This window comes from Streptomyces sp. NBC_00988 (assembly GCF_045162645.1).
GTDB lineage: Bacteria > Actinomycetota > Actinomycetes > Streptomycetales > Streptomycetaceae > Streptomyces.
Window position 1 is genome coordinate 9816851 of record NZ_CP108730.1, and the last position, 22035, is coordinate 9838885.

Sequence of the window (22035 nt, forward strand, 5' to 3'; positions counted from 1 at the left end):
ACCACTCAGTCTATTGATGAGTCGAAGATAAAGGGAGGGGTGCGCGTCGGATTCGTTGACCGATCGGTACAATCACAAATAACATGCGGGCGGCTGGTCAACGGGGACTGTCGCCGAAGGAGGCGTGATCATGACGAAGCGTTGGAAGCAGCGTCCGCCGGGCTCTACGTGGGGCGATTGGGGCGAGGACGACGAACTGGGCCGTATCAACCTGCTCACCCCCGAGAAGGTGCTGCAGGGGGTCCGCGAGGTCGAGCACGGGATCAGCTTCAGCCTGAGCCTGCCGCTCGACTATCCGGGCGGGAGCGAGCTGAACCAGCGGCGCTACCCTCCGATCCTGCGGCCCACCGAGGACCTCGAACACAAGCAGGACGTCTTCTACAACATCAAGGCGCGGGAGCACTTCTCGCCGCACCTCAGGGACGTCTGGTCCGACGACGTGGTGACCCTCTGGCTGCAGTACTCGACGCAGTGGGACGCGCTCGCCCACCAGGGCCAGGAGTTCGACGCCGACGGTGACGGCGTCGAGGAGGCGGTCTACTACAACGGCTACCGCGCCGACACCGACATCGTCGGACCGCAGGAGGACGCCAAGGGCGACGGCAGCGGCACCCTCGGCTTCGCCCGCCACCTCGGCCTGGAGCACATGGCGGAACACGGGGTCCAGGGCCGGGGCGTCCTGATCGACCTGGCCCACCACCTGGGCAACACCTGGCAGCCGGTCAACCTGAAGACCCTTCAGGAGATCATGGCCGCCGACAACATCGTCGTCGAACCCGGCGACATGCTCCTCCTGCACACCGGCTTCGACACCGCGGTGATGGCCTGGGGCAAGAACCCGGACCCCGTGGGTATCCACACCACGGCCTCCTACCTCGACGCGTTCGACCCGGCGCTCCTGGAGTGGATCGCCGAGTCGCAGATCTCCGCGCTGGTCTCGGACAACTACGCCGTCGAGGGCGTGGGCGTCGGCCCCGAGGACAACACCCCGCACTCGCTGCTCCCGATCCACAACCTCTGCCTCTTCAAACTGGGCGTCCCGCTGGGCGAGTTGTGGTATCTGGAGAAGCTGGCGGCCTGGCTGCGCGAGCACAATCGCAGCCGCTTCCTCCTCACCGCGCCCCCGCTCAACCTGCCGGGGACACAGGGCAGTCCGCTGACACCGGTCGCGACCGTCTGACAGCCGCTACGACGGGAAGGGCCCCCAGAGATTCTGGGGGCCCTTCCCGTCGTAGCACGAACCGCTCGGATCAGACCGCGGCGATCCGCCGGACCGTGTCCGCGATCGTGTCCCGCGACGGCAGCCACACCCGCTCCAGCGAGGGTGCGTACGGCGCCGGGACCGACGGCGGTGCCACCCGGGTGACCGGGGCGTCCAGGTGCCAGAAGCCCTCGTCGACGGCCATGGCGGCGAGTTCGGCGCCGACGCCGAAGTCGCGTACCGCCTCGTGCGCGATGACCAGGCGGTTGGTCTTGGCGAGGGACGCGAGGACGGTCTCCCGGTCCAGCGGGGAGATGGTGCGCAGGTCGATCACCTCGACGCCGATACCCTCGCCGGCGAGCAACTCGGCGGCGGCCAGGGCGTCCTGGACCATCCGGGACCAGGAGACCAGGGTGATGTCGGTGCCCTCGCGGACGACCTTGGCCTTGCCGAGCGGGATCAGGTGGTCGGCCGGGGGCTTGGGACCCTTGAGGCCGTACTGGAGCCGGTTCTCCACGAAGACCACCGGGTTGGGGTCCTGGATCGCGGCGCGCAGCAGGCCGTAGGTGTCCGCCGGGTTGGACGGCATCACCACCGTCAGGCCGGGGATGTGGGCCAGCAGGGCCTCCAGGCTCTGCGAGTGCTGGCTGCCCGAGGAGCGGCCCGCGCCGAACTGGGTGCGGACGACGAGGGGCATCGAGGCCCGGCCGCCAGTCATGAAGCGGAGTTTGGCGGCCTGGTTGAGGAGCATGTCGAAGGCGACGCCGATGAAGTCCATGTACATGATCTCGACCACCGGCTTCATGCCGGCCATGGCCGCCCCCACCGCCGTACCGACGACGGCGCTCTCGCTGATCGGGGTGTCCCGCACCCGGCCGGGGAAGGCCTGGGCGAGTCCGCGGGTCAGTCCGAAGACGTTGCCGCCCGCGCCGACGTCGATCCCGGCGACGAACACACTTGGATCGGCGGCGAGTTCGTGCTCCAGGGCCAGTCGTACGGCGTCCATGGACCGGAAGATCTCGGCGTCGGCCGGGAGCGGCGCGGGCTCGGGGACGAGGAGGCGGGGGGCCGACACGTAGTCGTGCAGGGTCTCCGGGGCGGGCTCCGGCAGGCCCCTGGCCCACTCGACCGACGCCTCGATCTCCTTGTCGATCTCCTCGTCCACGGCGTCGGCCAGTGCGGCCGGCACCCCGGCCGCCGTCAGGTGCCGGCGGGCCACCAGCAGCGGGTCGCGTTCCTTGGCGGCGGCGACCTCCTCTGCGGGGCGGTAGCGCTCGGGATCGCCCTCGTAGTGGCCGTGCCAGCGGTACGTCTCGGCCTCGACGAGGACCGGGCCGCCGCCCGCGCGCAGCCGCGCGACCACTCCGGTCATCGTCTGCGCCACCGCCACCACGTCGTTGCCGTCGACGTGTTCGTATCCGATGCCGTACCCGGCGGCGCGGGCGGAGAGCGGTGCGCGGTGCTGTTCGGCCTCGGGCGAGAACTCGGAGTAGTGGTTGTTCTCACAGAGGAAGACGACCGGCAGGTCCCATACGGCGGCCAGGTTCACGGCCTCGTGGAACATGCCCTGGGCCACCGCCCCGTCGCCGAAGAACGCCACCACCACGTCACCGGCCGCCCGCAGTTTCGCGGCGGTGGCGACCCCGGCGGCGATCGGGAGGCCCGCGCCGACGATGCCGTTCGCGCCGTAGATCCCGAGACCGGGGTCCGCGATGTGCATCGAGCCGCCGCGGCCGTGGCAGGTGCCCGCGTCCTTGCCCATCAGCTCGGCCATCATCGACGCCGAGTCCAGGCCCTTGGCCAGGACGTGGCCGTGGCCGCGGTGGGTGGAGGTGATGCCGTCCCGTGCGCCCAGCGGCCAGCAGGCGCCGACGGCGCTCGCCTCCTGGCCGATCGACAGATGGAGGAAGCCCGGGATCTCCGTCGCCTTGTACAGATCGGACGCCCGCTCCTCGAAGCGCCGGATGCGCCGCATCCGGCGGTACATCTCCAGGAGCTGGTCCGTCTGTGCGGAGCCCGTGCCGGTGTGATGCGATGCCTGAGTCATACGGTCCTCGCTTTAATGTACCGTTTGGTCTAGCAAACTAGAGCGACGTCCCCGGGGCCGCTTCCCCCAGGCGTGCCACGATCCGGCGCCTGTGCGGACCCGGGACAGCACGCACGTCGTCACGGCAAGGGGAGAGAAGAGATGCCACGACCGCCGGGTCATGGGCCGGGCTTCGAAGTCAGACGCCAGAAGATCATCGACACCGCGGCGTCCCTGTTCGCACAACAGGGCTACGCGGCGACCTCCATCAACGACCTGGGCCGCGCGGTCGGGCTCGCCAAGGGCGCCCTGTACTACTACATCGGCTCCAAGGAGAACCTGCTGATCGAGATCCAGTCGCGGGTGCTCGGCCCGCTGCTGGCCCGCGCCAAGGAGATCGCGGCCCTCGACGAGGCCCCGCTGCTGCGGCTGCGCCTGCTGTCCGAGTCGCTGCTGACGATCATCTTCCGCAGGCTCGACCACATCTGGGTCTACGAGCACGACTACCGCAGCCTCAGCGGCAAGGAGCTGGAGATCGTGCTGCGGCAGCGCTCCGACTTCGAACTGCTGATCACCGGCCTGCTCACGGAGGCCGTCGAGGAGGGGTCCTTCCGTGCGGTCGAACCGCACCTGGCCACCCTCCAGTTCCTCAACCTCCACAACCACACCTACCAGTGGGTGCGGCCGGACGGCAGCTGGGACGCCGCGTTCCTGTCGGGCGAGTACTGCTCGACGCTGTTCCGCGGTTTCGCCGCGTCCGTCGGCGACCTCCCGGACGTCGAGGCCCTGGCCGCCGAGTTCAAGCGGGCCCGGCCCGAACTGCCCCTCGATCCCGAGGCGTTGTGGGAAGCGGTCTCCGTGGCGAGCTGACCGGACCCGCGGTGCGCGACGGCGCACCGCGGATCCCGCCCGCTCACGCGCCCTGGACCAGGGCCCTGGCGATGACATTGCGCTGGATCTCGTTGGTGCCCTCGCCGATCTCCAGGATCTTGGCGTCGGCGTAGAAACGGGAGATCTCCGACTCCCGCACATACCCGTAGCCGCCGTGGATCTGCAGCGACTGGGAGGCCGCCCGGTTGGCGACCTCGGAGGCGTACAGCTTCGCCATGGCGGCCTCCGTGCTGTGCGGACGGCCCTGGTCGGCGAGCCACGCGGCGCGGTAGACCATCCACCGGGCGGCCTGGTACTCCGTACCGATGTCGGCGATCTTGTGCGCGACCGCCTGGAAGTCCGCCAGCGGACGCCCGAACTGGTGCCGTTCCTTGGCGTGTTTGACGGCCAGCGTCAGCGCCGCCTTGGCCAGCGAGAGCCCCAGCGCCGCCACGCTGATCCGGCCGCCGTCGAGCACGGACAGGAACTGCCGCAGCCCGTTGCCCTCCTCGCCGATCAGATGGTCGTCGGAGACCCAGCAGTCGGTGAACACCAACTCCCGTGTGTCCATGGCGTGCCAGCCGAGCTTCTTCAACTTGGCGCCGACCGTGTAACCGGGCGTACCCGTCGGCACGTAGAAGGTCGCGTACCCCTTGCGTCCGTCCGCGCCCTTGCCCGTCGTGGCGAGCAGGGTGACGCCCTGACTGATGTCGGTGCCCGCGTTGGTGATGAACATCTTGGTGCCGTTGATCACCCAACCCCCGTCCGCGCGGCGGGCGGTGGTCGCGATGCCGGCCGCGTCGGAGCCGGCGTCCGGCTCCGTCAGCCCGAACGCGCCGAGCGCTTCGCCCTTGGCCAGCGGGGTCAGCCAGCGCCGCTTCTGCTCCTCGGTGCCGTACGCGAGCAACGGCAGGGTGCCGATGGTCGAGTGCGCGTTCCACGAGGAGGCCACCGACTGGTCGGCGGCGCCGAGTTCCTCCATCACCGCGACATAGGTGACGGTGTCCGAGCCCGCCCCGCCGTACTCCTCCGGCACGAGCATGCCCATCAGGCCGAGTTCGCCGAGCTTGGTGAAGACCTTGGTGGGGAAGATCTCGTTCTCGGACCACTCGGCCGCGTGGGGCGTGATCTCGTTGGCCGCGAACTCGCGGACCATGTCCTGGAGAGCGAGGGTCTCCTCGGGCAGGTCGAAGTCCATGTCACAGTCCCTTCGGGGTCAGCAGCACCTTCAGGTGCTTGGCCCGGTCGGCGGCCAGGTCCTCGAAGACACCGGCTCCTCCCGAGAGCGGAAAACGGCCGGTGATCAGGGCGGAGGCGTCCAGGCGCCCGGTGCTCATCAGATCGATCACGCGCGGGATGTCGAAGTTGTAGCCGAGCGTGCCGACCACCGACCGCTCGTAGAACACGAGTTGGCCCATGTCGAACTCGACACTGCCGTGCCCGACCCCGGCCAGCACGACCCGTCCGCCGCGCCGCACGATCGACACGGCCTGCCCCGCGAGCGCGGGCACGCCGGTCGCGTCGATGACGACGTCCGGGCCGATCCGGCCGGTCCGCACGAACACCTCACGCCGTACGTCCGTCGCGCGCGGGTCGAAGGCCTCGGTGACGCCGATGCCGAGCAGCATCTCGCGGCGGCCTGCGAGGGGTTCGCTGACGAACAGCCCTGCGGCGCCCGCGATCCGGGCCGCGAGGACCACGGCGACGCCGATCGGGCCGCCGCCGACCACGAGAACGTTGTCGCCCGGCTTGACCCCGGCCCGGGTCACGGCGTGCAGCCCGACCGCCAACGGCTCGGCCACGGCGGCCAGTTCGTCACTGACGTTGTCCGGGAGGCGGGTCAGGCCGGCCAGCGGCACGGTGACGCGTTCCGCGAAGCCGCCGGGTGAAGCGAGGCCCACGGAACCGCTCTTGGGGCAGATGTGGTACTCCCCGCGCGTGCACCAGAAGCACACGCCGCAGCGCCACACCGGGTCCGCGGTGACGCGGTCTCCGACGGTGATGCCGGGTGCGTCCGCGCCCAACGCGACTACTGTGCCGCTGAGTTCATGGCCGAGGGCGAGGGGCGGTTCGGCTCCCGTGAGGGGGTGCGGGGCCTCGCGGATCATATGGGGGCCTTCGAGGAACTCGTGCAGGTCCGTGCCGCAGACTCCGCACCAGGAGACTTCTATGACGGCCTCGTGCGGGGCGGGGTCAGGGGGTTCGGCCACCTCTTCGAAACGGAGATCCTGTGCACCGTGCCAGACGAGTGCCTCCATGTTTGTCCACCCCTTTCAGGTCGTGCGTCGGGTGCGGGTCTGTGAGGGCTGGTCGCGCCCCGCGGCGGAGCCGCCCGGCGATTCGGCCCCGCGTACCTCAGGTGTCCTGCGGTTCAGGAACTCGTGGAGGCCCGCCGTTGCGTCCTCCGTGCCGAACACCCCTGTGAACAGGGCGCGTTCGAGGGCCAGGCCGGCCGCCATGCTCGCGTCCGTGCCGTGGTCCACGGCCTCTTTGATGGCCTCCAGGGCTGCCGGTGGGCCCTCGGACAGTCGGCGGGCGTAGGTCAGGGCGGCCTCCAGGGTGGAGCCCGTGGGGACCACCTCGTCCACCAGGCCCAGGCGTAGCGCCTCCTCTGCCTTCACTCTGCGGCCGGTCATCAACAGGTTCTTCGCGCGGGACGGGCCGATCAGCCGGGCGAGCCGCTGGGTGCCGCCCGAGCCCGGCATGATGCCGAGCTGCACCTCCGGCTGGCCGAGGACCGCGTCCTCTGCGGCCACCCGGTAGTCCGCGGCGAGGGCCAGTTCCATGCCGCCGCCCAGGGCGTAGCCGGTGACCGCCGCGATCACCGGCATGGGCAGGCGGGCGACCTCGTCGAAGGTGCGTTGCAGCGCGCGGTTCCAGCCGCGGATCTCCTCCGGGCCCATCGCGGCGAGGGCCTTGATGTCGGCGCCGGCGGCGAAGAGCCGTTCGCCGCCGTAGAGCACCACGGCCCGTACGGCGGGGGAGTCGGCCAGCCCGCGTACGCAGGTGGCCAGCTCCTCGCGTTGCAGGGAGTCGAAGGCGTTCATCGGCGGGTTGTCGAGGCGGACCGTGACGACCGGTCCGTCGGTGTCGAGCCGGATGCGTGGCACGAAGACCCTCCTCGTCGGCGGAAGCGGCGTCGCGTGCGCTCGGACGGTTGTCGATGCGCACGTGCCGTCGTAAAGTGCGGCTCATTGGTTTTATAGACCAAGGGGTACACTAAATCATGTGAGTGGGCAACCGACCGGTCGGGATCCGGTATGCCCCATGAGCCGTGGTCGAGCCGTGTTCAGTGCCGAACACCACAGAGCGAGAGTGAGCCGTGCACAATTTCGCGAGCATCCTCGATTACCACCTGGCGCAGCGGCCGGACGCCGTCGCCGTCGTCCAGGACGAGCGTTGTCTGACGGTCCGTCACCTGCACGAGCGGGTGAACCAGTTGGCGGCCGGTCTGGCCGAGCTGGGCGTCGGACGCGGTGATGTCGTCGGTCTGCTGCTCTACAACCAGCCGGAGTTCCTGGAGCTGGTCCACGCGGCCAACCGGCTCGGCGCGGTCTTCCTGCCGCTCAACTACCGCCTCTCGGAAGAGGAGTGGCAGTACATCCTCGGGCACGCCCAGGCCAAGGTGATCGTCACCGAGCCGGAGTTCGTGCGGGCGGTGGAACGCAGCGCCGGCTGTCTGACGGACCTGGAGCACCGGATCCTGATCGGCGGGGGCGAGCCGCCCGAGGAGCCGTGGACCGACTACGAGGAGTTGCTGGCCCGGCACAAGGGGGAGCGGGTGGAGCCCGTGGACGTCGAGCTCGACGACCTCCAGCGGCTCATGTACACCTCCGGCACCACCTCACGCCCCAAGGGCGTCCGCATCACCTACGGAAACCTCCAGGCCAAGAACCTCGCCCACATCGTCCACTTCGGTCTGACGGCGGCGGACACCACGCTGGTCTGCGGCCCGCTCTACCACGTCGGCGGCCTGGACATGCCGGCCCTCGGGGTCCTCCACGCGGGCGGCAGTGTCGTACTCCAGCGGAAGTTCGACCCGCAGGGCGTCCTGCACGCGATCGAGAAGCACCGGGTCACCAATGTGTGGCTGGCGCCCGCCATGGTCAACGCGGTCCTGGAGGTCCCCGACCGCGAGGAGTACGACACCAGCTCGGTGCGCTTCATCCTCGGCGGCGGCGAGAAGACCCCCGAACCGGTGCTGCGGCGCGTCATGACCGCGTTCCCCAACGCCTGGTTCGCCGACGCCTACGGCCTGACCGAGACCGTCTCCGGCGACACCTTCCTCGACCGCGAGCACGCGCTGACCAAGCTGGGCTCGGTGGGCCGCCCCGTCCCGCACACGCGCGTGCGGATCGTCGACGACACGGGCGTCGAGGTTCCGGCCGGTGAGCTGGGCGAGATCACGCTGCGCGGACCGAAGGTCTTCGCCGGGTACTGGCGGGACGAGAAGGCCACGGCGGCGGCTCTCCGGGACGGCTGGTTCCACACCGGCGACATCGGGCACGTCGACGAGGACGGCTTCCTCTTCATAGACGACCGCAAGAAGGACATGATCGTCTCCGGCGGCGAGAACATCGCCACGCCCGAGGTGGAGCGGGTGCTGTACGAGCACCCGGCCGTCCTGGAGGCCGCCGTGGTCGGGCTGAGCCACCCCCGCTGGGGCGAAGTCCCGCGTGCGTTCGTGGTGTTCAGGCCCGGCGAGGACGCCGGCGCGGAGGAGCTGCGGGAGTTCTGCCGGACCCGCCTCGCCAAGTTCAAGGTGCCGGCCCGCTTCGACATCGTCGACGAGCTGCCCCGCACCCCGTCCGGCAAGGTCCTCAAGCGCACCCTGCGCGACATCCCCGCGGAGGGCTGAGCCATGACCGACGTGACTGACGTGACCGCCGTGAACGACGTGAATGCCCAACTTCGGCTCGACGGGCGGACGGTGTGGGTCACGGGTGCGGGGAAGGGACTGGGCCGGGCGGTGGCCGTCGCCCTGTCCCAGGCGGGCGCCACCGTGGCGGCAACGGCCCGTACCGCAGCGGATCTTGAGAGTCTGGAGGCCGAACTCGCCCCCCACGGCGGCAAGGTGCTGGTCCTGCCCGGCTCGGTCGCCGACTCTGCCGCCGTACGGACCATCGTCGAGCGCATCACCGACGACACCGGCCGCCTCGACGCGATGGTCAACTGCGCCGGTACGAGCCCTCACTTCACCCGCAGCGAGCGCGTCACCGACGAGGACTGGCGACAGGTCCTCGACGTCAACCTCCAAGGCACCTTCTACTGCTGCCGCGAGGCGGGCAAGGTGATGCTGGAGCAGCGTTCCGGCTCGATCGTCAACGTCTCCTCGGTGCACGCCCGCACCGGCTTCGAGCGGATCGCCGCCTACGCCGCCAGCAAGGGCGGGGTCGAGGCCCTCACCAAGTCCCTCGCCGTGGAATGGGCCGACCGCGGGGTGCGCGTCAACGCCCTCGCGCCCGGCTACTTCCACACCGACCTCAGCTCCGGCCTGCTGGCCAGCCGCTGGGGCGAACGCATCGTCGACAGCACGCCGTTGGGCCGCGTCGGCGATGTCTCGGAACTCGGGGGAGCCGCGGTGTTCCTCGCCTCCGACGCGTCCCGTTTCGTCACCGGCACCACGCTCACGGTGGACGGCGGCTGGACCGCGCGATAGCCGTATTGATCACGAGCGCGGTCAACGCTCCGGCGCGGGCCGCACGGTGAGCATCTGCAGCGCGTGTCCGACCGGGCCGTCGACGTCGTGCAGAACAGTGCTCGTCAGACCCTGTCCGGTGGGCCCGAAGGTGACCGTCGTGTCCAACCCGGTCCAGTCGCCCACGGGTTGGCGGTGCAGGTGGACGGTCAGGTCGACGTTCGGGTAGATCCAGGCGGTCGGCGGCTGTCGTACGGCGATGCCGTTCGCGGTGTCGACGAGCGCGAGATAGGACGCGAGAGGGCTGCTGGGCTCACCGGCGACGAGGGCGTGCCGGGTGGAGATCCAGGCGGTCGTGCGGCCCGGCCGGGGTGGCGCGAGCGGCCGTACGTCCACGGAGGCGATGTATCCGCCGGGCCACAGCGCGCTCATCTCCCAGGGGGCCAACTCCTCGGGAGGGGTGAGCCGTTCGTCGGGGCCGCCCGCGACGGCGGTGGTGTCAATCGCGGCGAGGAACCAGGCCCGGGCCCGCACCACCGGCCGGTCGGCGACCAGCACCACGGCCTCGACCAGCTCGATCGTGCGGCCGGGGCGGACGACCTCCACCCGGATCTCGCACTCGTCGAGGGCGAGCCGGCCCAGGATGTCGTAACTGATCCGCGCCATGACGAGCCCGTCGCCGCCCGGCCGCCGCGCCAACCGGCGCTCGATGGCGTGGACGACGAGCCCGCCGAGCGGGCTGAAGTGCAGCTCGTCCGGGTCCCAGGCGCCGCCCGCGTGGGCGGTGGGCTTGTAGCGGTGCTCGTCGATGCGCTCGTAGTAGCTGTCGGGGACCGTGGTGCCGGAGTTCAACGGACTTCTCTCCCAAGGCTGTTCTCGCCGTGCGTGCGATCTTCCGGTGACCACTCTGCCACCTGCGGAAAGGTCCGTACCGGACGCGTCAAGTGATGGAGGGAAGGGGCGGGTTGGAGCGAGTCCTGCGGTTGGGTTCTGAACGGATGCTCCGCCATGAGCGGCCTCAGCGACGAACTGCCGTTGATTCGGCTTCAGTTGTTGACGACGGGCAAGGGCGGGACTACAACCCGGGGAGAGCGCTCCCAACCCCGCTGAGGAGACCCCCCATGCAGACACCCGCCGGCATATCCGCCAGACCTCCGACCGGAGCCCTGCGCTCCCGTACGGCTCTCGGTCTGGCCGTCGTCCTGATCGTCGCCTTCTTCGCCGCCCTGAGCCCCTCACCCGCCCGCGCCGCCGACCAGTTGCTGTCCCAGGGACGGCCCGCCACCGCGTCCTCGACCGAGAGCGCGTCCTTCCCCGCGAGCGCGGCCGTCGACGGGAACACCGGCACCCGCTGGTCCTCCGCCTTCGCCGACCCGCAGTGGCTTCAGGTGGACCTTGGAACGGTCCAGCAGATCACCCGCGTCTCGCTCAACTGGGAGGCCGCGTACGCCACCGGCTACCAGATCCAGACCTCGACCGACGCGACCACCTGGACCACGGTCTACTCCACCACGACGGCCACCGGCGGCACCCAGAACCTGACCGTCACCGGCAGCGGCCGTTACGTCCGCCTGTACGGCACCGCCCGGGCCACCCAATGGGGCTACTCCCTCTGGGAGTTCCAGGTCTACGGCCCCGGAAGCACCACCCCGCCCGACGACTTCTGGGGCAGCACCAGTGACATCCCCGCGGCCAACAACGCCGTGGAGGTGAAGATCCTCAACCGCACCAACGGCAAGTACCCGGACAGCCAGGTGTATTGGAGCTTCAACGGTCAGACGCACTCCATCGCCGAGCAGCCCTACCTCGACATGCCCGCCAACTCCGCGGGCCGCATGTACTTCTACCTGGGCTCACCCACCAGCTCCTACTACGACTTCATCGAGTTCACGGTCGGCGGCAACGTCTTCAACGGCAACACCACCCGCGTCGACGCCTTCGGGCTCAAGCTCGCCATGCGCCTGCACAGCAAGGACGGTTACGACACCGAGGTCGGCGAGAACCGGGCGACCTTCGCCGAGGACCGCGCCACCACCTTCCAGCGGTTCACCGACGCGGTGCCGACCCAGTTCAAGGTGCTGGCGCAGACGCAGGCGCCGTACCGGATCATCGCGCCCGGCAGCGACCCGAGCTTCCGCGCGGGCGGCGCCAACGCCGGCTACTTCACGTCGTACGCCCAGTCGGTCGGCGTGAACGCGGCCACCTCCGACATCTTCGGCTGTGCCGGCTCGCTGGCCGCCGATCCCAACATGTGCGCCGCCCTCAACCGCCATGTGGCGACCCTGCCGGCGTCGCAGCAGTCCGACCCGGCGCAGTTCTACAAGGCGGCGCCCGCGAACTACTACGCCAAGTTCTGGCACGACAACGCCATCAACCAGCTTGCCTACGGCTTCCCCTACGACGATGTCGCAGGCCAGTCCTCGTTCATCTCGCACGCCAACCCGCAGTGGCTCCTGGTCGCCGTCGGCTGGTAGGTGCTACGGACACATCGCGAAACGGGGCCGCCCTCGTCAGGAAGGGCGGCCCCGCTTCAGCTTCTCCTGGCGGGAGTTACTGCACGTTGATCGTGAAGGTGGACGTGGTGTTGCGGATGTCCTGCGCGTTGCCGCTCATCCGCAGGTTGACGAAGGTCGCCGAACCCACGGCGGGTCCCTGACCGGGTTCGGGCAGCTCGTTGGCCCAGATGCCCCACCCGGACTTGGCGTCGAACGCGTCTCCGCTCTTCTTGGAGTTGGTGATGGAGATGTCGGTGAAGATCGTGTCCTTCACCGGGAACTGGGCTTGTCCGCCTACGTAGTTGGTCTGGAACATCACTCCGCCGTAGGTGGAGTTGTCGATGTCCACGTCGTTGACCCGGATGCCCTGGAAGACCTTCGAGGCCGAGAACGCCCAGATGGCCGGGAAGACCTGGGAGCCCCAGAAGTGGCCGCCCGTTCTGTCCAGGGAGACGTTCTCGATCGTCGTCGGATCGGTCCCGAAGCCGTTCATCGGGTAGCCGAAGTCCAGCGAGGAGATCGTGATGCCGGAGTAGACCAAGGTGTCGGCGACCCTGATGTTGCGGAAGGTGTTGTCGAAGCCGCCGTAGACCGCGATACCGGCCGCACGCCAGGTGAGCGTCGACGTCAGGTTCTCGTAGAGGTTGTTCTTCTCGTCGGAACCGCCCGCGTCGATCGCCGAGAAGAGCGCGAAGCTGTCGTCGCCCGTGGCCCGGGCGTCGTTGTTGACGACGTGGTTGTCCGTGGAGCCGTTCGTCATGTTGATGCCGTCGGCGAACGTGTCACGGATGCGGGAGTTCTTGATGGTCATGCTGTCGGTGTTGGCGCCCCAGTACATGCACACCATGTGCTCGACCCAGATGTCGTCGATGGTGATGTTGGAGACGTTGGAGAAGTCGAATACCTTGCCGGGACCGTCGATTCGGGACGTGTAGTTCCCGAAGTAGGCGAAGCCGGTGAACGACGAACCGTTCGCGGTGGCCTCGGCCCGGATGCCGACGTCGGTGTTCTCCTGCGAGGCGGGGGCGTGGAAGCGGGTGAACCACGACCCGGCTCCTACGACCTTGACCGCCTTGCCGTAGACCTGCAGCTTGCTGGAGGTCTCGTAGTCACCGGCGGGCAGATAGACGCCGACGAGCTTGCCCGTGGTGTCCATACGGACCGTGTCGAGCGCGTTCTGCACGTCCTGCTGCGCGAAGCCGGCCGGGACCACGTAGGCGGCCGGGTCCGGGTTCGGAGTCGCCGTCGCCTGCTCGGTGTTGATGAAGTCGATGGCGTACGTGGGCGACGTGTTGGCCGCGTCCTTCTGGAGTCGGATCTTGGAACCGGCCGGAACTGTCCTGCCCAGCAGGAGATTCGCCTCGTCGTAGATGTGGCGCTGGGCACCGGCACTCGGCGAGTTGCCGGGCGCGGTCTCGGCGCCGTACAGCCAGGCGTACTTGGAGGTGAGGTCGATGGCCTTGAGGAACTGGCCGTCGACGTAGACGTCGAGCGTGGTGTCGGTGCCGTCGGGGATGGAGAAGCGGGTCACCAGGGTGTTGGTCGACGCGCGGGTGGTCCATTCGACGTACTGGCCGGTCGAGTTGAGGGTCACCGCCTTGCGGCCGCTCGCCTCCCCGGCGATGTCGCCGATGGTGCGGTTCGGTCCGACGACCTGGGCGCCGCCGCCCACTGTGCCGTCCTCGGCCTCGTACATGTCGTAGGGCATGTCGGCGCCGCGGCCGACGAACAGGGGTTGTGTGGTGGTGTTGTTGGTCCGCTTGACCGGGAGTTCGTTCGTGTCGTCGGCGATGACCGTCTTGACGGTGAACTTGCCGTTGACGGCCGTCCAGGAGCCGAGGCTGACGGGTGCGGTCGTCTGGCCGGCGGCGATGGTGCCGCTGTAGGAGCCGGTGAGTGTCTTCACGGTGGCGCCATTGGCGTCCAGGAGCGTCAGCGTGACGCCGTGGGAGCCGGCGGCCGAGTCGACCGTCCCCTGGTTCTTGATCGCCACGGTGAACGTGACGTTGTCGCCCGCCGAGGCGCTCGACGGGGTCCATGCGACCGGCGCGGCGACCAGGTCGGAGCTGGAGACCGGCTTGACGACGAGGGCGTCGGGAGCGGTGTAGACGTTGTTGCCCTCGTTCTGCTCGATGACCTTGTTGGACGGGTCCACCTCGGCGCCGAGCGGGTAACTCCCCGCGTCCCGCGTGCCGATGCTCGCCGTGACCGTCGTCGACGCGCCCGCCGCGAGCACCGGGACGTCCGCCGTGGCCGCCTTCGTGCCGCCGAGCGTGAAGTTCAGGTCGGTGGCCTTGGACGCCTTGCTGCCGCTGTTGGTGACCGTCGCCGTCAGGCTGATGGCGTCCGACTCGACCGGGGCCGCGGGCGTGTGGGTGATGCCGGTGACCTTGAGGTCGGGGTTGGCGGCCGGGGTGCCGATCACCTGGAACTCGGCGACCTGCCCGCCCGGGGCACCGGTGTTGGAGGCGAACTTGAGCTGGATGTCGGCGGCGGCACCGGAGACCGGGATGGTCACCGTGTTGCCGCTCGACGGGTTGAAGACGTAGTCCTTCGCTGCGACGAGACTCGTGAACGCGGTTGCGTCCTGGTCGCGTCCGAGCACCTGGATGTTCTGCGTGCGCGTGGACCATGCGGGGTCGGGGTTCAGCTTCACGACGACCTGACTGAGGTCGGCGTTGGCGCCCAGCTTGGTGGTGAGGGTGGCCGGGTAGGCACCGCCGCCGCTCTCCCAATAGGTGGCTATCTGACCGTCGTTGGCGTTCGCGGCGACATAGGTGAAGGTGTACGAGGAGGCCTCGATGGGCTTGCCCTGCGCGAGGTCGGAGCCCGCACCGTTACCGGCTCGGGTGACGCTGTTGCTCGCCACCGACACGTTCCCGGCGGCGTCCTTGGCCTTCACGTAGTAGGTGACCGTGGCCGTCGCCGACGGGGTGTCGGTGTACGAAGTCACGTCCCCTGCAACGGACTTGACCACCTGGTCGTTCGCGTAGATGTCGTAACCGGTGACCTGGACGTTGTCGCTCGACGCCTGCCAGGTCAGCTTCACGTCGCTGCCCGACTGCGTGTAGGCGAGGTTGCCCGGCGCGGTGGGTGCCTGGGTGTCGCCGGTCGAGCCCTTGCGGGTGACGCTGTTGCTGTTGGCGGAGACGTTGCCCGCCGCGTCCTTGGCCCGCACGAAGTACGTGATGTCGCTGCCGGCCGGCTGGGTGTCCGTGTACGTCAGGACGTTCCCGGCGACGCTCGACCTCAACTGCCCGTTGGCGTAGATGTCGTAGCCGGTCACGGCCGTGTCGTCGGTGGCCGCGGCCCAGTTCAACTCGATCTGCCCGGTGGCCGGTTCGGTGTAGCTCAGGTTCGTCGGCGCGGTGGGCGCCTGAGTGTCACCGGTCGCCGGTCCGTAGACCTCCAGCTCGGACACCTGCCCGGCGGGCCAGCCGGTGTTCGCCGTGATCAGCACCCGGACGTACCGCGTGGTCGTCGCGTCGAAGGAGATGGTCGTCGACTGGTCGGTGGAGCTGTCGAAGGTGTACGCCTTCGAGGCCGTCAGGTCGGTGAAGTTCTGGTTGTCGGTCGAACCCTGGATCTTGAGCGTCTGGTTACGGCTCGGCCAGCTGCTCGGCAGCCGCAACGTCACCTGGTTGACCTTGACCGACGAGCCGAGGTCGACCTGGAGCCACTGCGGGAACGCGTTGTTCGTGCTCTCCCAGTAGGTGTCCCGGTTGCCGTCACCGGCGTTGGCCGCGGGGTAGACATCGGTGTGCCCGCTCTCGCTGAAGGGCTTGCCCTGGGCGAGGTTGGCGGTCTCGGCGGTGGCCGTGAGGACCTGCATCTCGGCCAACTGGGCCGTACCCGCGACCGAGTTGGCGCTGAAGTCGGCCCGCACGTACCGGGCGAGGGTCGAAGGCACCGAGATCTTCACGGTGTTGTCGTCACCCGGGCTGAAGACGTACTGCCCCGACGACTTGAGTGTCGCGAAGCTCGTGCCGTCGTCGCTGCCCTGGAGCGCCAGCGTCTGCTTGCGGGTCTGCCAGCCCTCGGGCAGCCGCAGCACGACCTGCCGGACGCGCTCGCTCTTTCCGAGGTCGGTCTGCACCCACTGGGCCGACTTCTTCCCGGCCTGCCAGTAGGTGTCGGTGTCGCCGTCGGTGATGTTGGTGGCCTTGTGCGCGCCGCGGGTGCTGCCCGCGGTGGTCTTCGCGTCCGCGGCGACGTTGGGACCTCCGGCCGCGTGCGCGCCGACGGCGGGCAGGCCCAGCACCATCACGGCGGAGGCGAGCACGGCGACGGCTGCGCGCCGTCTGGGGGATCTCTGCTTGTGTCGGGTCGGTCGAGTCATACGGGTCACTTCCTGCGGAGGCTCGCGCGCCGGTGGGGGCGGCGAGGGCGGCTCGTTCCTGGCGGAGGGAGTGGTGCAGGAGCAGAAAGGTGCGAGGTGACGAGGTACGTGCTGCCCCTGAGAGGCGGCTTTTTGCGTTGTTTCATCGAAATATTACAGAGCGAGGTGAGCGGGTCTACAGCTGGAACAGCGCAATATTCACCAGAAGCACTCATCGCCCTGGAGTTATACGGGAGTTGGCTTGCGTGCGCTTGCGTCTACTGGACGAAAGTGAACGCAAGTCGCGCAAACTCTTGCGCGATCCAATGTCGTTGAATTCCGCGCCGCTTCTTCCTGGCGGATTCCTCGTCGACGCGTAACGTGAGGCCCCATGAAGATCCTCATCAGCGCCGACATGGAGGGTGCGACCGGCGTCACCTGGCCGGCCGACGTGTTGCCGGGGACACCGCAGTGGGAGCGGTGCCGTTCGATGTTCACCTCGGACGTGAACGCGGCCGTCCTCGGTTTCTACGACGGCGGCGCCGACGAGGTGCTCGTCAACGAGGCCCACTGGACGATGCGCAACCTGCTGCTCGAACGGCTCGACGAGCGGACCGAGATGCTCACCGGACGCCACAAGTCCCTCTCCATGGTGGAGGGCGTGCAGCACGGCGACGTCGACGGCATCGCCTTCGTCGGCTATCACGCGGGCGCCGGCATGGAGGGCGTCCTCGCCCACACCTACCTCGCGAACTCGATCACCGGCGTGTGGCTGAACGACGTCCGCGCGAGCGAGGGACTCCTCAACGCGCATGTCGTCGCCGAGTACGGGGTACCGGTCGTCCTGGTCACGGGTGACGACGTGGCCTGCGAGGACGCCCTCGGGTACGCGCCCGAGGCGCTGAAGGTGGCCGTCAAGGACCACGTGTCGCGGTACGCGGCCGTGTGCCGCACGCCGGCCAGGACGGCCGCCGACATCCGCGAGGCGGCGAAGGAGGCGGCGAAACTGGCGGTCCGTCAGGAACCGGTGCGGGGCGGCCCGTTCACCGTCGCCCTCGAATTCGACGCCGAACACCTCGCGATGGCCGCCACCGTGGTCCCCGGAGTCGCACGGGTCGGGGAGCGGAAGGTGGCGTACACCCACGACACCATGTACGAGGGCATCCGGACCTTCAAGGCGGTCACTACGATCGTCTCGGCCGCGGTGGAGGAGCAGTATGGCTGACATCGACGAGCGGGCCCTGGACGAGGTCGTGACGTTCACCTCGGACCTGATCCGCATCGACACGACCAACCGGGGCGGCGGCGACTGCCAGGAGAGACCCGCGGCCGAGTACGCGGCCGGGCAACTGGCCGGTGCGGGGCTCGAACCCACCCTCTTGGAACGCTCCAAGGGCCGCACCAACGTCGTCGCCCGCATCGAGGGCACCGACCCCTCGGCGGACGCCCTGCTCGTCCACGGTCACCTGGACGTCGTGCCCGCGCAGGCGGACGAGTGGAGCGTGCACCCCTTCTCCGGGGAGATCCGCGACGGCGTCGTCTGGGGGCGCGGCGCGGTCGACATGAAGAACATGGACGCGATGATCCTCGCCGTCGTCCGCGCCTGGGCCAGGCTGGGCGTACGGCCGCGACGTGACCTCGTCATCGCGTTCACCGCCGACGAGGAGGCGAGCGCCGAGGACGGCTCCGGATTCCTCGCCGACCAGCACCCCGGGCTCTTCGAGGGCTGCACCGAAGGCATCAGCGAATCAGGCGCGTTCACCTTCCACGATGGCACCGGCCGGGAGATCTACCCCATCGCCGCCGGCGAACGCGGCACCGGCTGGCTGAAGTTGACCGCGCACGGCCGCGCGGGCCACGGCTCCAAGGTCAACCACGAGAACGCCGTCACGCGCCTCGCCGCCGCGATCACCCGCATCGGCGAGCATGAGTGGCCGCTACGGCTCACCCCGACCGTCCGCGCGGCCCTCACCGAACTCGGCGCCCTGTACGGCATCGACGCCGACCTCGACGACGTCGACGGACTTCTCACCAAGCTCGGCCCGGCGGCGAAGCTCGTCGAGCCCACCGTCCGCAACAGCGCCAACCCGACCATGCTGAACGCCGGTTACAAGGTCAACGTGATCCCGGGCGAGGCCGTGGCCTACGTCGACGGACGCTATCTCCCGGGCTGCGAGGACGAGTTCCGCACCACCTTGGACCGGCTCACCGGACCGGACGTCGACTGGGAGTTCCACCATCGCGAAGTGGCCCTCCAGGCACCGGTCGACTCCCTGACATACGCTCAGATGCGGGCAGCCGTCGAGGAGTTCGCCCCCGAGGGACACGTGGTCCCGTACTGCATGTCGGGCGGCACGGACGCCAAACAGTTCTCGCGCCTCGGCATCACCGGCTACGGCTTCGCACCGCTGAAGCTCCCCGAGGGCTTCGACTACCAGGCGCTGTTCCACGGAGTCGACGAACGGGTCCCTGTCGAGGCACTGCACTTCGGCGTCCGTGTCCTGGACCGCTTCCTGAGGACGGCCTAGCAAGTGGGGGAGAACATGCGGACGTCGGCGTACGGCTCGTGGCCCTCGCCCATCGACGCGGCCCTCGCCGCCGCGCACGACGGACACCCCGAGTACGTCGGTTTCGTCGGCGACGAGGCCTGGTGGACCGAACCCCGGCCCACCGAGGGCGGCCGCCGCACCCTGGTCCGCCGTCACGTGGACGGTTCCGAGGAGTCGGTGCTGCCCGCCCCGTGGAACGTCCGCAGCAGGGTCATCGAGTACGGCGGCCTGCCCTGGGCTGGAACGGTCCAGGACGGTCAACCCCTCGTGGTCTTCGTGAACTTCACCGACCAGCGCCTCTATCGCTACGACCCCGGGAGCGAGCCGAGCCCGCTCACCCCCGTGTCGCAGGTGGGCGGCGGACTGCGCTGGGTGGAACCGCAGTTGCGCCTGGATCTGGGGGAAGTGTGGTGCGTGCTGGAGGAGTTCACCGGCGAGGCCCCCGGTGACGTGCGGCGCGTGCTCGCGGCCGTACCGCTGGACGGATCCGCCGCCGAGGACCGGGACGCCGTACGCGAACTCACCGACGACCGGCACCGGTTCGTGTCCGGGCCGCGCGTCTCGCCCGACGGGCGGCGGGCGGCCTGGCTCGCCTGGGACCACCCCCGGATGCCGTGGGACGGCACGGAGCTGCTGCTCGCCGAGGTCGCGGACGACGGCACGTTCGGGGAGCCGCGGACCGTCGCCGGCGGTCCCGAGGAGTCGATCGCGCAGGTCGACTGGGGCTTCGACGGATCCCTGCTCTACGCCAGCGACCGCACCGGCTGGTGGAACCTCTACCGTGACCACCGGCCGCTGTGCGCCCGCGAGGAGGAGTTCGGCGGGCCGCTGTGGAAGCTCGGCCAGCGCTGGTTCGCCCCCCTGGAGAGCGGGCCGATCGCCGTCGTGCACGGCCGGGGCGCCACCCTGCTCGGCGTGTTGGACCCGGAGACCGGCGAGGTCGTCGACGCGGCCGGACCCTGGACCGAGTTCGCCTCCACCCTCGCGGTGAACGGCGAGCGGATCGTCGGCGTCGGGGCCAGCCCGCGCAGCGCCTACGAGGTCGTCGAACTCGACACCCGCACCGGCAGAGCGCGGGTGATCGGTGCCGCCCACGACGACCCCGTGGACCCCGCCCACTACCCCGAACCGCAGATCCGCACCTTCACCGGCCCCGCCGGACGCGAGATCCACGCCCACATCTACCCGCCGCACAGCCCGAGTTGGGCCGCGCCGGGCGACCAACTGCCGCCGTACGTCATCTGGGCGCACGGCGGACCCACCAGCCGGGCACCGCTCGTCCTCGACCTGGAGATCGCCTACTTCACCTCGCGCGGCATCGGTGTCGCCGAGGTCAACTACGGCGGTTCGACCGGGCACGGCAGGGAGTACCGCAACCGGCTGCGCGAGCAGTGGGGTGTCGTCGACGTCGAGGACTGCGCGGCCGTCGCCCTGGCCCTCGCCGACGAGGGCACCGCCGACCGCGCCCGGCTCGCCGTCCGAGGCGGCAGCGCGGGCGGCTGGACCAGCGCCGCGTCCCTCGTGACGACCGACGTCTACGCCTGCGGCACCATCATCTATCCGGTCCTCGACCTGGCCAACTGGGCCTCGGGGGAGACCCACGACTTCGAGTCCCGGTACCTGGAGACCCTGGTCGGCCCGCTCGCCGAGGTACCCGCCCGCTACGCCGAACGCTCGCCCGTCGAGCACGCGGACCGCGTCACAGCGCCCTTCCTGCTGCTGCAGGGCCTCGCCGACGTGATCTGCCCGCCCGTCCAGTGCGAACGCTTCCTGGAGCGGATGCGCGGACGCCAAGTACCGCACGCCTACCTCGCGTTCGAGGGCGAGGGCCACGGCTTCCGCCGCGCCGACACCATGATCCGCGCCCTGGAGGCCGAACTCTCCCTGTACGCGCAGGTCTTCGGCATCGACCCTCCCGGCGTCCCTACCCTGGAGTTCGCCAAGTGACCCCGCTCGTCCGCCCGTTCCGACTCGCCCCCGGCGCCCGCGTGGCCGTCGTCGCACCCAGCGGACCGGTGTCCGAGGAACGGCTGGAGGCGGGCCTCGACATCCTGCGCGGCTGGGACCTCGACCCGGTCGTGGCACCCCATGTCCGGGACCGGCACGGCGAGTTGGGTTATCTGGCGGGCGCGGACACCGACCGCGCGGCCGATCTGCAGAACGCCTGGTGCGACCCGTCCGTGGCCGCCGTGCTGTGCGCCCGCGGCGGCTACGGCGTGCAACGCATCGTCGATCTCCTCGACTGGGAGGCGATGCGCGCCGCCGGGCCGAAGGTGTTCGTCGGCTTCAGCGACCCCACCGTGCTGCACCAGGCGTTCGCCGCCCGGCTGGGCCTCGTCACCCTGTACGGGCCCGCCGCGGCCGGCGCCGACTTCATCAAGAACGCCCGCACACAGGAGCAGTTGAGGGCGACCCTCTTCGACCCGGAGTCCGTACGGACCATCCACGCCGTCCCGGCCGGTGGTGGCGCACTGGTCCCGGGGCGGGCCCGGGGTGTCACCCTCGGCGGCTGTCTGAGCCTGCTCACCTCCGACCTCGGCACCCCGCACGCGCCCGCCGGTGCGCGCGGCGGGCTGCTGATGATCGAGGACGTCGGCGAACTGGCGTACCGCATCGACCGGATGCTGACCCAACTCCTGCGCAGCGGCTGGCTGGACGGCGTCGCAGGGATCGCGCTCGGCTCGTGGGCCGGCTGCGGACCGTACGAGAAACTGCGCCCCGTGCTCGCGGACCGGTTGGGCGGGCTGGGCGTACCCGTCGTCGAGGAGTTCGGGTTCGGGCACGGCGACGGGGCGCTGACGATACCGCTCGGTGTGAGCGCCGAACTGGACGCGGACGCGGGCACGTTGACGCTGGACGAGCCCGCGCTGCGCTAGCCGCCCTTGCGCCGGATCGCTTGTTGAATTCCTGTCAAGAAACACCCTTCACGGTGATTGAC

At 69.7% G+C, this 22035-nt stretch carries 15 protein-coding genes; 9 read left to right on the forward strand and 6 right to left on the reverse strand.

Annotated elements, in window-relative coordinates:
• Positions 1-130 precede the first annotated feature (130 nt).
• The gene (locus OG496_RS44540; protein WP_405974898.1) at positions 131-1180 is read left to right on the forward strand and encodes a cyclase family protein; all 1050 of its coding nucleotides are present in this window, start codon (positions 131-133) and stop codon (positions 1178-1180) included.
• Positions 1181-1250: 70 nt separating this feature from the next.
• Here the strand turns inward: OG496_RS44540 and OG496_RS44545 are convergent, their stop codons facing one another.
• Positions 1251-3248, reverse strand: a complete 1998-nt coding sequence (locus tag OG496_RS44545) for a dehydrogenase E1 component subunit alpha/beta (protein ID WP_366493719.1) — start codon at positions 3246-3248, stop codon at positions 1251-1253.
• Between the two features lie 141 nt (positions 3249-3389).
• Here OG496_RS44545 and OG496_RS44550 point away from each other — a divergent pair, with 141 nt between their 5' ends.
• Positions 3390-4097, forward strand: a complete 708-nt coding sequence (locus tag OG496_RS44550) for a TetR/AcrR family transcriptional regulator (protein ID WP_366493718.1) — start codon at positions 3390-3392, stop codon at positions 4095-4097.
• 43 nt (positions 4098-4140) lie between these two features.
• On the opposite strand, the gene OG496_RS44555 is transcribed toward OG496_RS44550, so the two are convergent.
• Genes OG496_RS44555 through OG496_RS44565 form a run of 3 tightly spaced genes read right to left on the reverse strand, consistent with a single transcriptional unit; the run spans position 4141 to position 7207 of the window.
• Entirely contained in the window at positions 4141-5295 is a 1155-nt protein-coding gene (locus OG496_RS44555; protein ID WP_393758037.1) for an acyl-CoA dehydrogenase family protein, read from the reverse strand.
• 1 nt (position 5296) lies between these two features.
• The gene (locus tag OG496_RS44560; protein WP_366493716.1) at positions 5297-6355 is read right to left on the reverse strand and encodes a 2,3-butanediol dehydrogenase; all 1059 of its coding nucleotides are present in this window, start codon (positions 6353-6355) and stop codon (positions 5297-5299) included.
• 15 nt (positions 6356-6370) lie between these two features.
• Complete coding sequence (locus OG496_RS44565; RefSeq protein WP_405974899.1) at positions 6371-7207, reverse strand: enoyl-CoA hydratase/isomerase family protein; 837 nt, start codon at positions 7205-7207, stop codon at positions 6371-6373.
• Between the two features lie 212 nt (positions 7208-7419).
• Between OG496_RS44565 and OG496_RS44570 the strand changes: the two genes are divergently transcribed.
• Entirely contained in the window at positions 7420-8955 is a 1536-nt protein-coding gene (locus OG496_RS44570; RefSeq protein ID WP_405974900.1) for an acyl-CoA synthetase, read from the forward strand.
• Positions 8956-8958: 3 nt separating this feature from the next.
• On the forward strand, positions 8959-9756 hold the full coding sequence (locus tag OG496_RS44575; protein ID WP_405974901.1) for an SDR family NAD(P)-dependent oxidoreductase: 798 nt from the start codon (positions 8959-8961) through the stop codon (positions 9754-9756).
• Positions 9757-9777: 21 nt separating this feature from the next.
• Here the strand turns inward: OG496_RS44575 and OG496_RS44580 are convergent, their stop codons facing one another.
• Entirely contained in the window at positions 9778-10587 is an 810-nt protein-coding gene (locus OG496_RS44580; protein ID WP_405974902.1) for a thioesterase family protein, read from the reverse strand.
• Between the two features lie 269 nt (positions 10588-10856).
• Here OG496_RS44580 and OG496_RS44585 point away from each other — a divergent pair, with 269 nt between their 5' ends.
• Complete coding sequence (locus tag OG496_RS44585; protein ID WP_366493710.1) at positions 10857-12209, forward strand: beta-1,3-glucanase family protein; 1353 nt, start codon at positions 10857-10859, stop codon at positions 12207-12209.
• A gap of 76 nt (positions 12210-12285) precedes the next feature.
• Here the strand turns inward: OG496_RS44585 and OG496_RS44590 are convergent, their stop codons facing one another.
• Complete coding sequence (locus OG496_RS44590; RefSeq protein WP_405974903.1) at positions 12286-16569, reverse strand: discoidin domain-containing protein; 4284 nt, start codon at positions 16567-16569, stop codon at positions 12286-12288.
• Between the two features lie 370 nt (positions 16570-16939).
• Here OG496_RS44590 and OG496_RS44595 point away from each other — a divergent pair, with 370 nt between their 5' ends.
• Genes OG496_RS44595 through OG496_RS44610 form a run of 4 tightly spaced genes read left to right on the forward strand, consistent with a single transcriptional unit; the run spans position 16940 to position 21973 of the window.
• Positions 16940-17773 (forward strand): M55 family metallopeptidase, encoded by an 834-nt coding sequence (locus OG496_RS44595; protein ID WP_366493707.1) that lies wholly within the window; start codon positions 16940-16942, stop codon positions 17771-17773.
• Positions 17766-19076, forward strand: a complete 1311-nt coding sequence (locus tag OG496_RS44600) for a M20/M25/M40 family metallo-hydrolase (RefSeq protein WP_405974904.1) — start codon at positions 17766-17768, stop codon at positions 19074-19076. Before OG496_RS44595 ends, OG496_RS44600 begins: the two co-directional genes overlap by 8 nt.
• A 15-nt stretch (positions 19077-19091) precedes the next feature.
• Positions 19092-21044 carry a prolyl oligopeptidase family serine peptidase gene (locus OG496_RS44605; protein ID WP_405974905.1) on the forward strand — a complete coding sequence of 651 codons (1953 nt, stop codon included), beginning with the start codon at positions 19092-19094 and terminating at the stop codon, positions 21042-21044.
• Positions 21041-21973, forward strand: a complete 933-nt coding sequence (locus OG496_RS44610; RefSeq protein WP_405974906.1) for an LD-carboxypeptidase — start codon at positions 21041-21043, stop codon at positions 21971-21973. The genes OG496_RS44605 and OG496_RS44610 overlap by 4 nt, the downstream gene beginning before the upstream one ends.
• Positions 21974-22035: the final 62 nt, after the last annotated feature.

Coding starts and splice junctions, on each gene's coding strand:
- OG496_RS44545 (WP_366493719.1), bottom strand. CDS start 3,248: ATGACTCAGGCATCGCATCACACCGGCACGGGCTCCGCACAGACGGAC.
- OG496_RS44585 (WP_366493710.1), top strand. CDS start 10,857: ATGCAGACACCCGCCGGCATATCCGCCAGACCTCCGACCGGAGCCCTG.
- OG496_RS44600 (WP_405974904.1), top strand. CDS start 17,766: ATGGCTGACATCGACGAGCGGGCCCTGGACGAGGTCGTGACGTTCACC.
- OG496_RS44590 (WP_405974903.1), bottom strand. CDS start 16,569: ATGACTCGACCGACCCGACACAAGCAGAGATCCCCCAGACGGCGCGCA.
- OG496_RS44575 (WP_405974901.1), top strand. CDS start 8,959: ATGACCGACGTGACTGACGTGACCGCCGTGAACGACGTGAATGCCCAA.
- OG496_RS44595 (WP_366493707.1), top strand. CDS start 16,940: ATGAAGATCCTCATCAGCGCCGACATGGAGGGTGCGACCGGCGTCACC.
- OG496_RS44540 (WP_405974898.1), top strand. CDS start 131: ATGACGAAGCGTTGGAAGCAGCGTCCGCCGGGCTCTACGTGGGGCGAT.
- OG496_RS44555 (WP_393758037.1), bottom strand. CDS start 5,295: ATGGACTTCGACCTGCCCGAGGAGACCCTCGCTCTCCAGGACATGGTC.
- OG496_RS44605 (WP_405974905.1), top strand. CDS start 19,092: ATGCGGACGTCGGCGTACGGCTCGTGGCCCTCGCCCATCGACGCGGCC.
- OG496_RS44550 (WP_366493718.1), top strand. CDS start 3,390: ATGCCACGACCGCCGGGTCATGGGCCGGGCTTCGAAGTCAGACGCCAG.
- OG496_RS44560 (WP_366493716.1), bottom strand. CDS start 6,355: ATGGAGGCACTCGTCTGGCACGGTGCACAGGATCTCCGTTTCGAAGAG.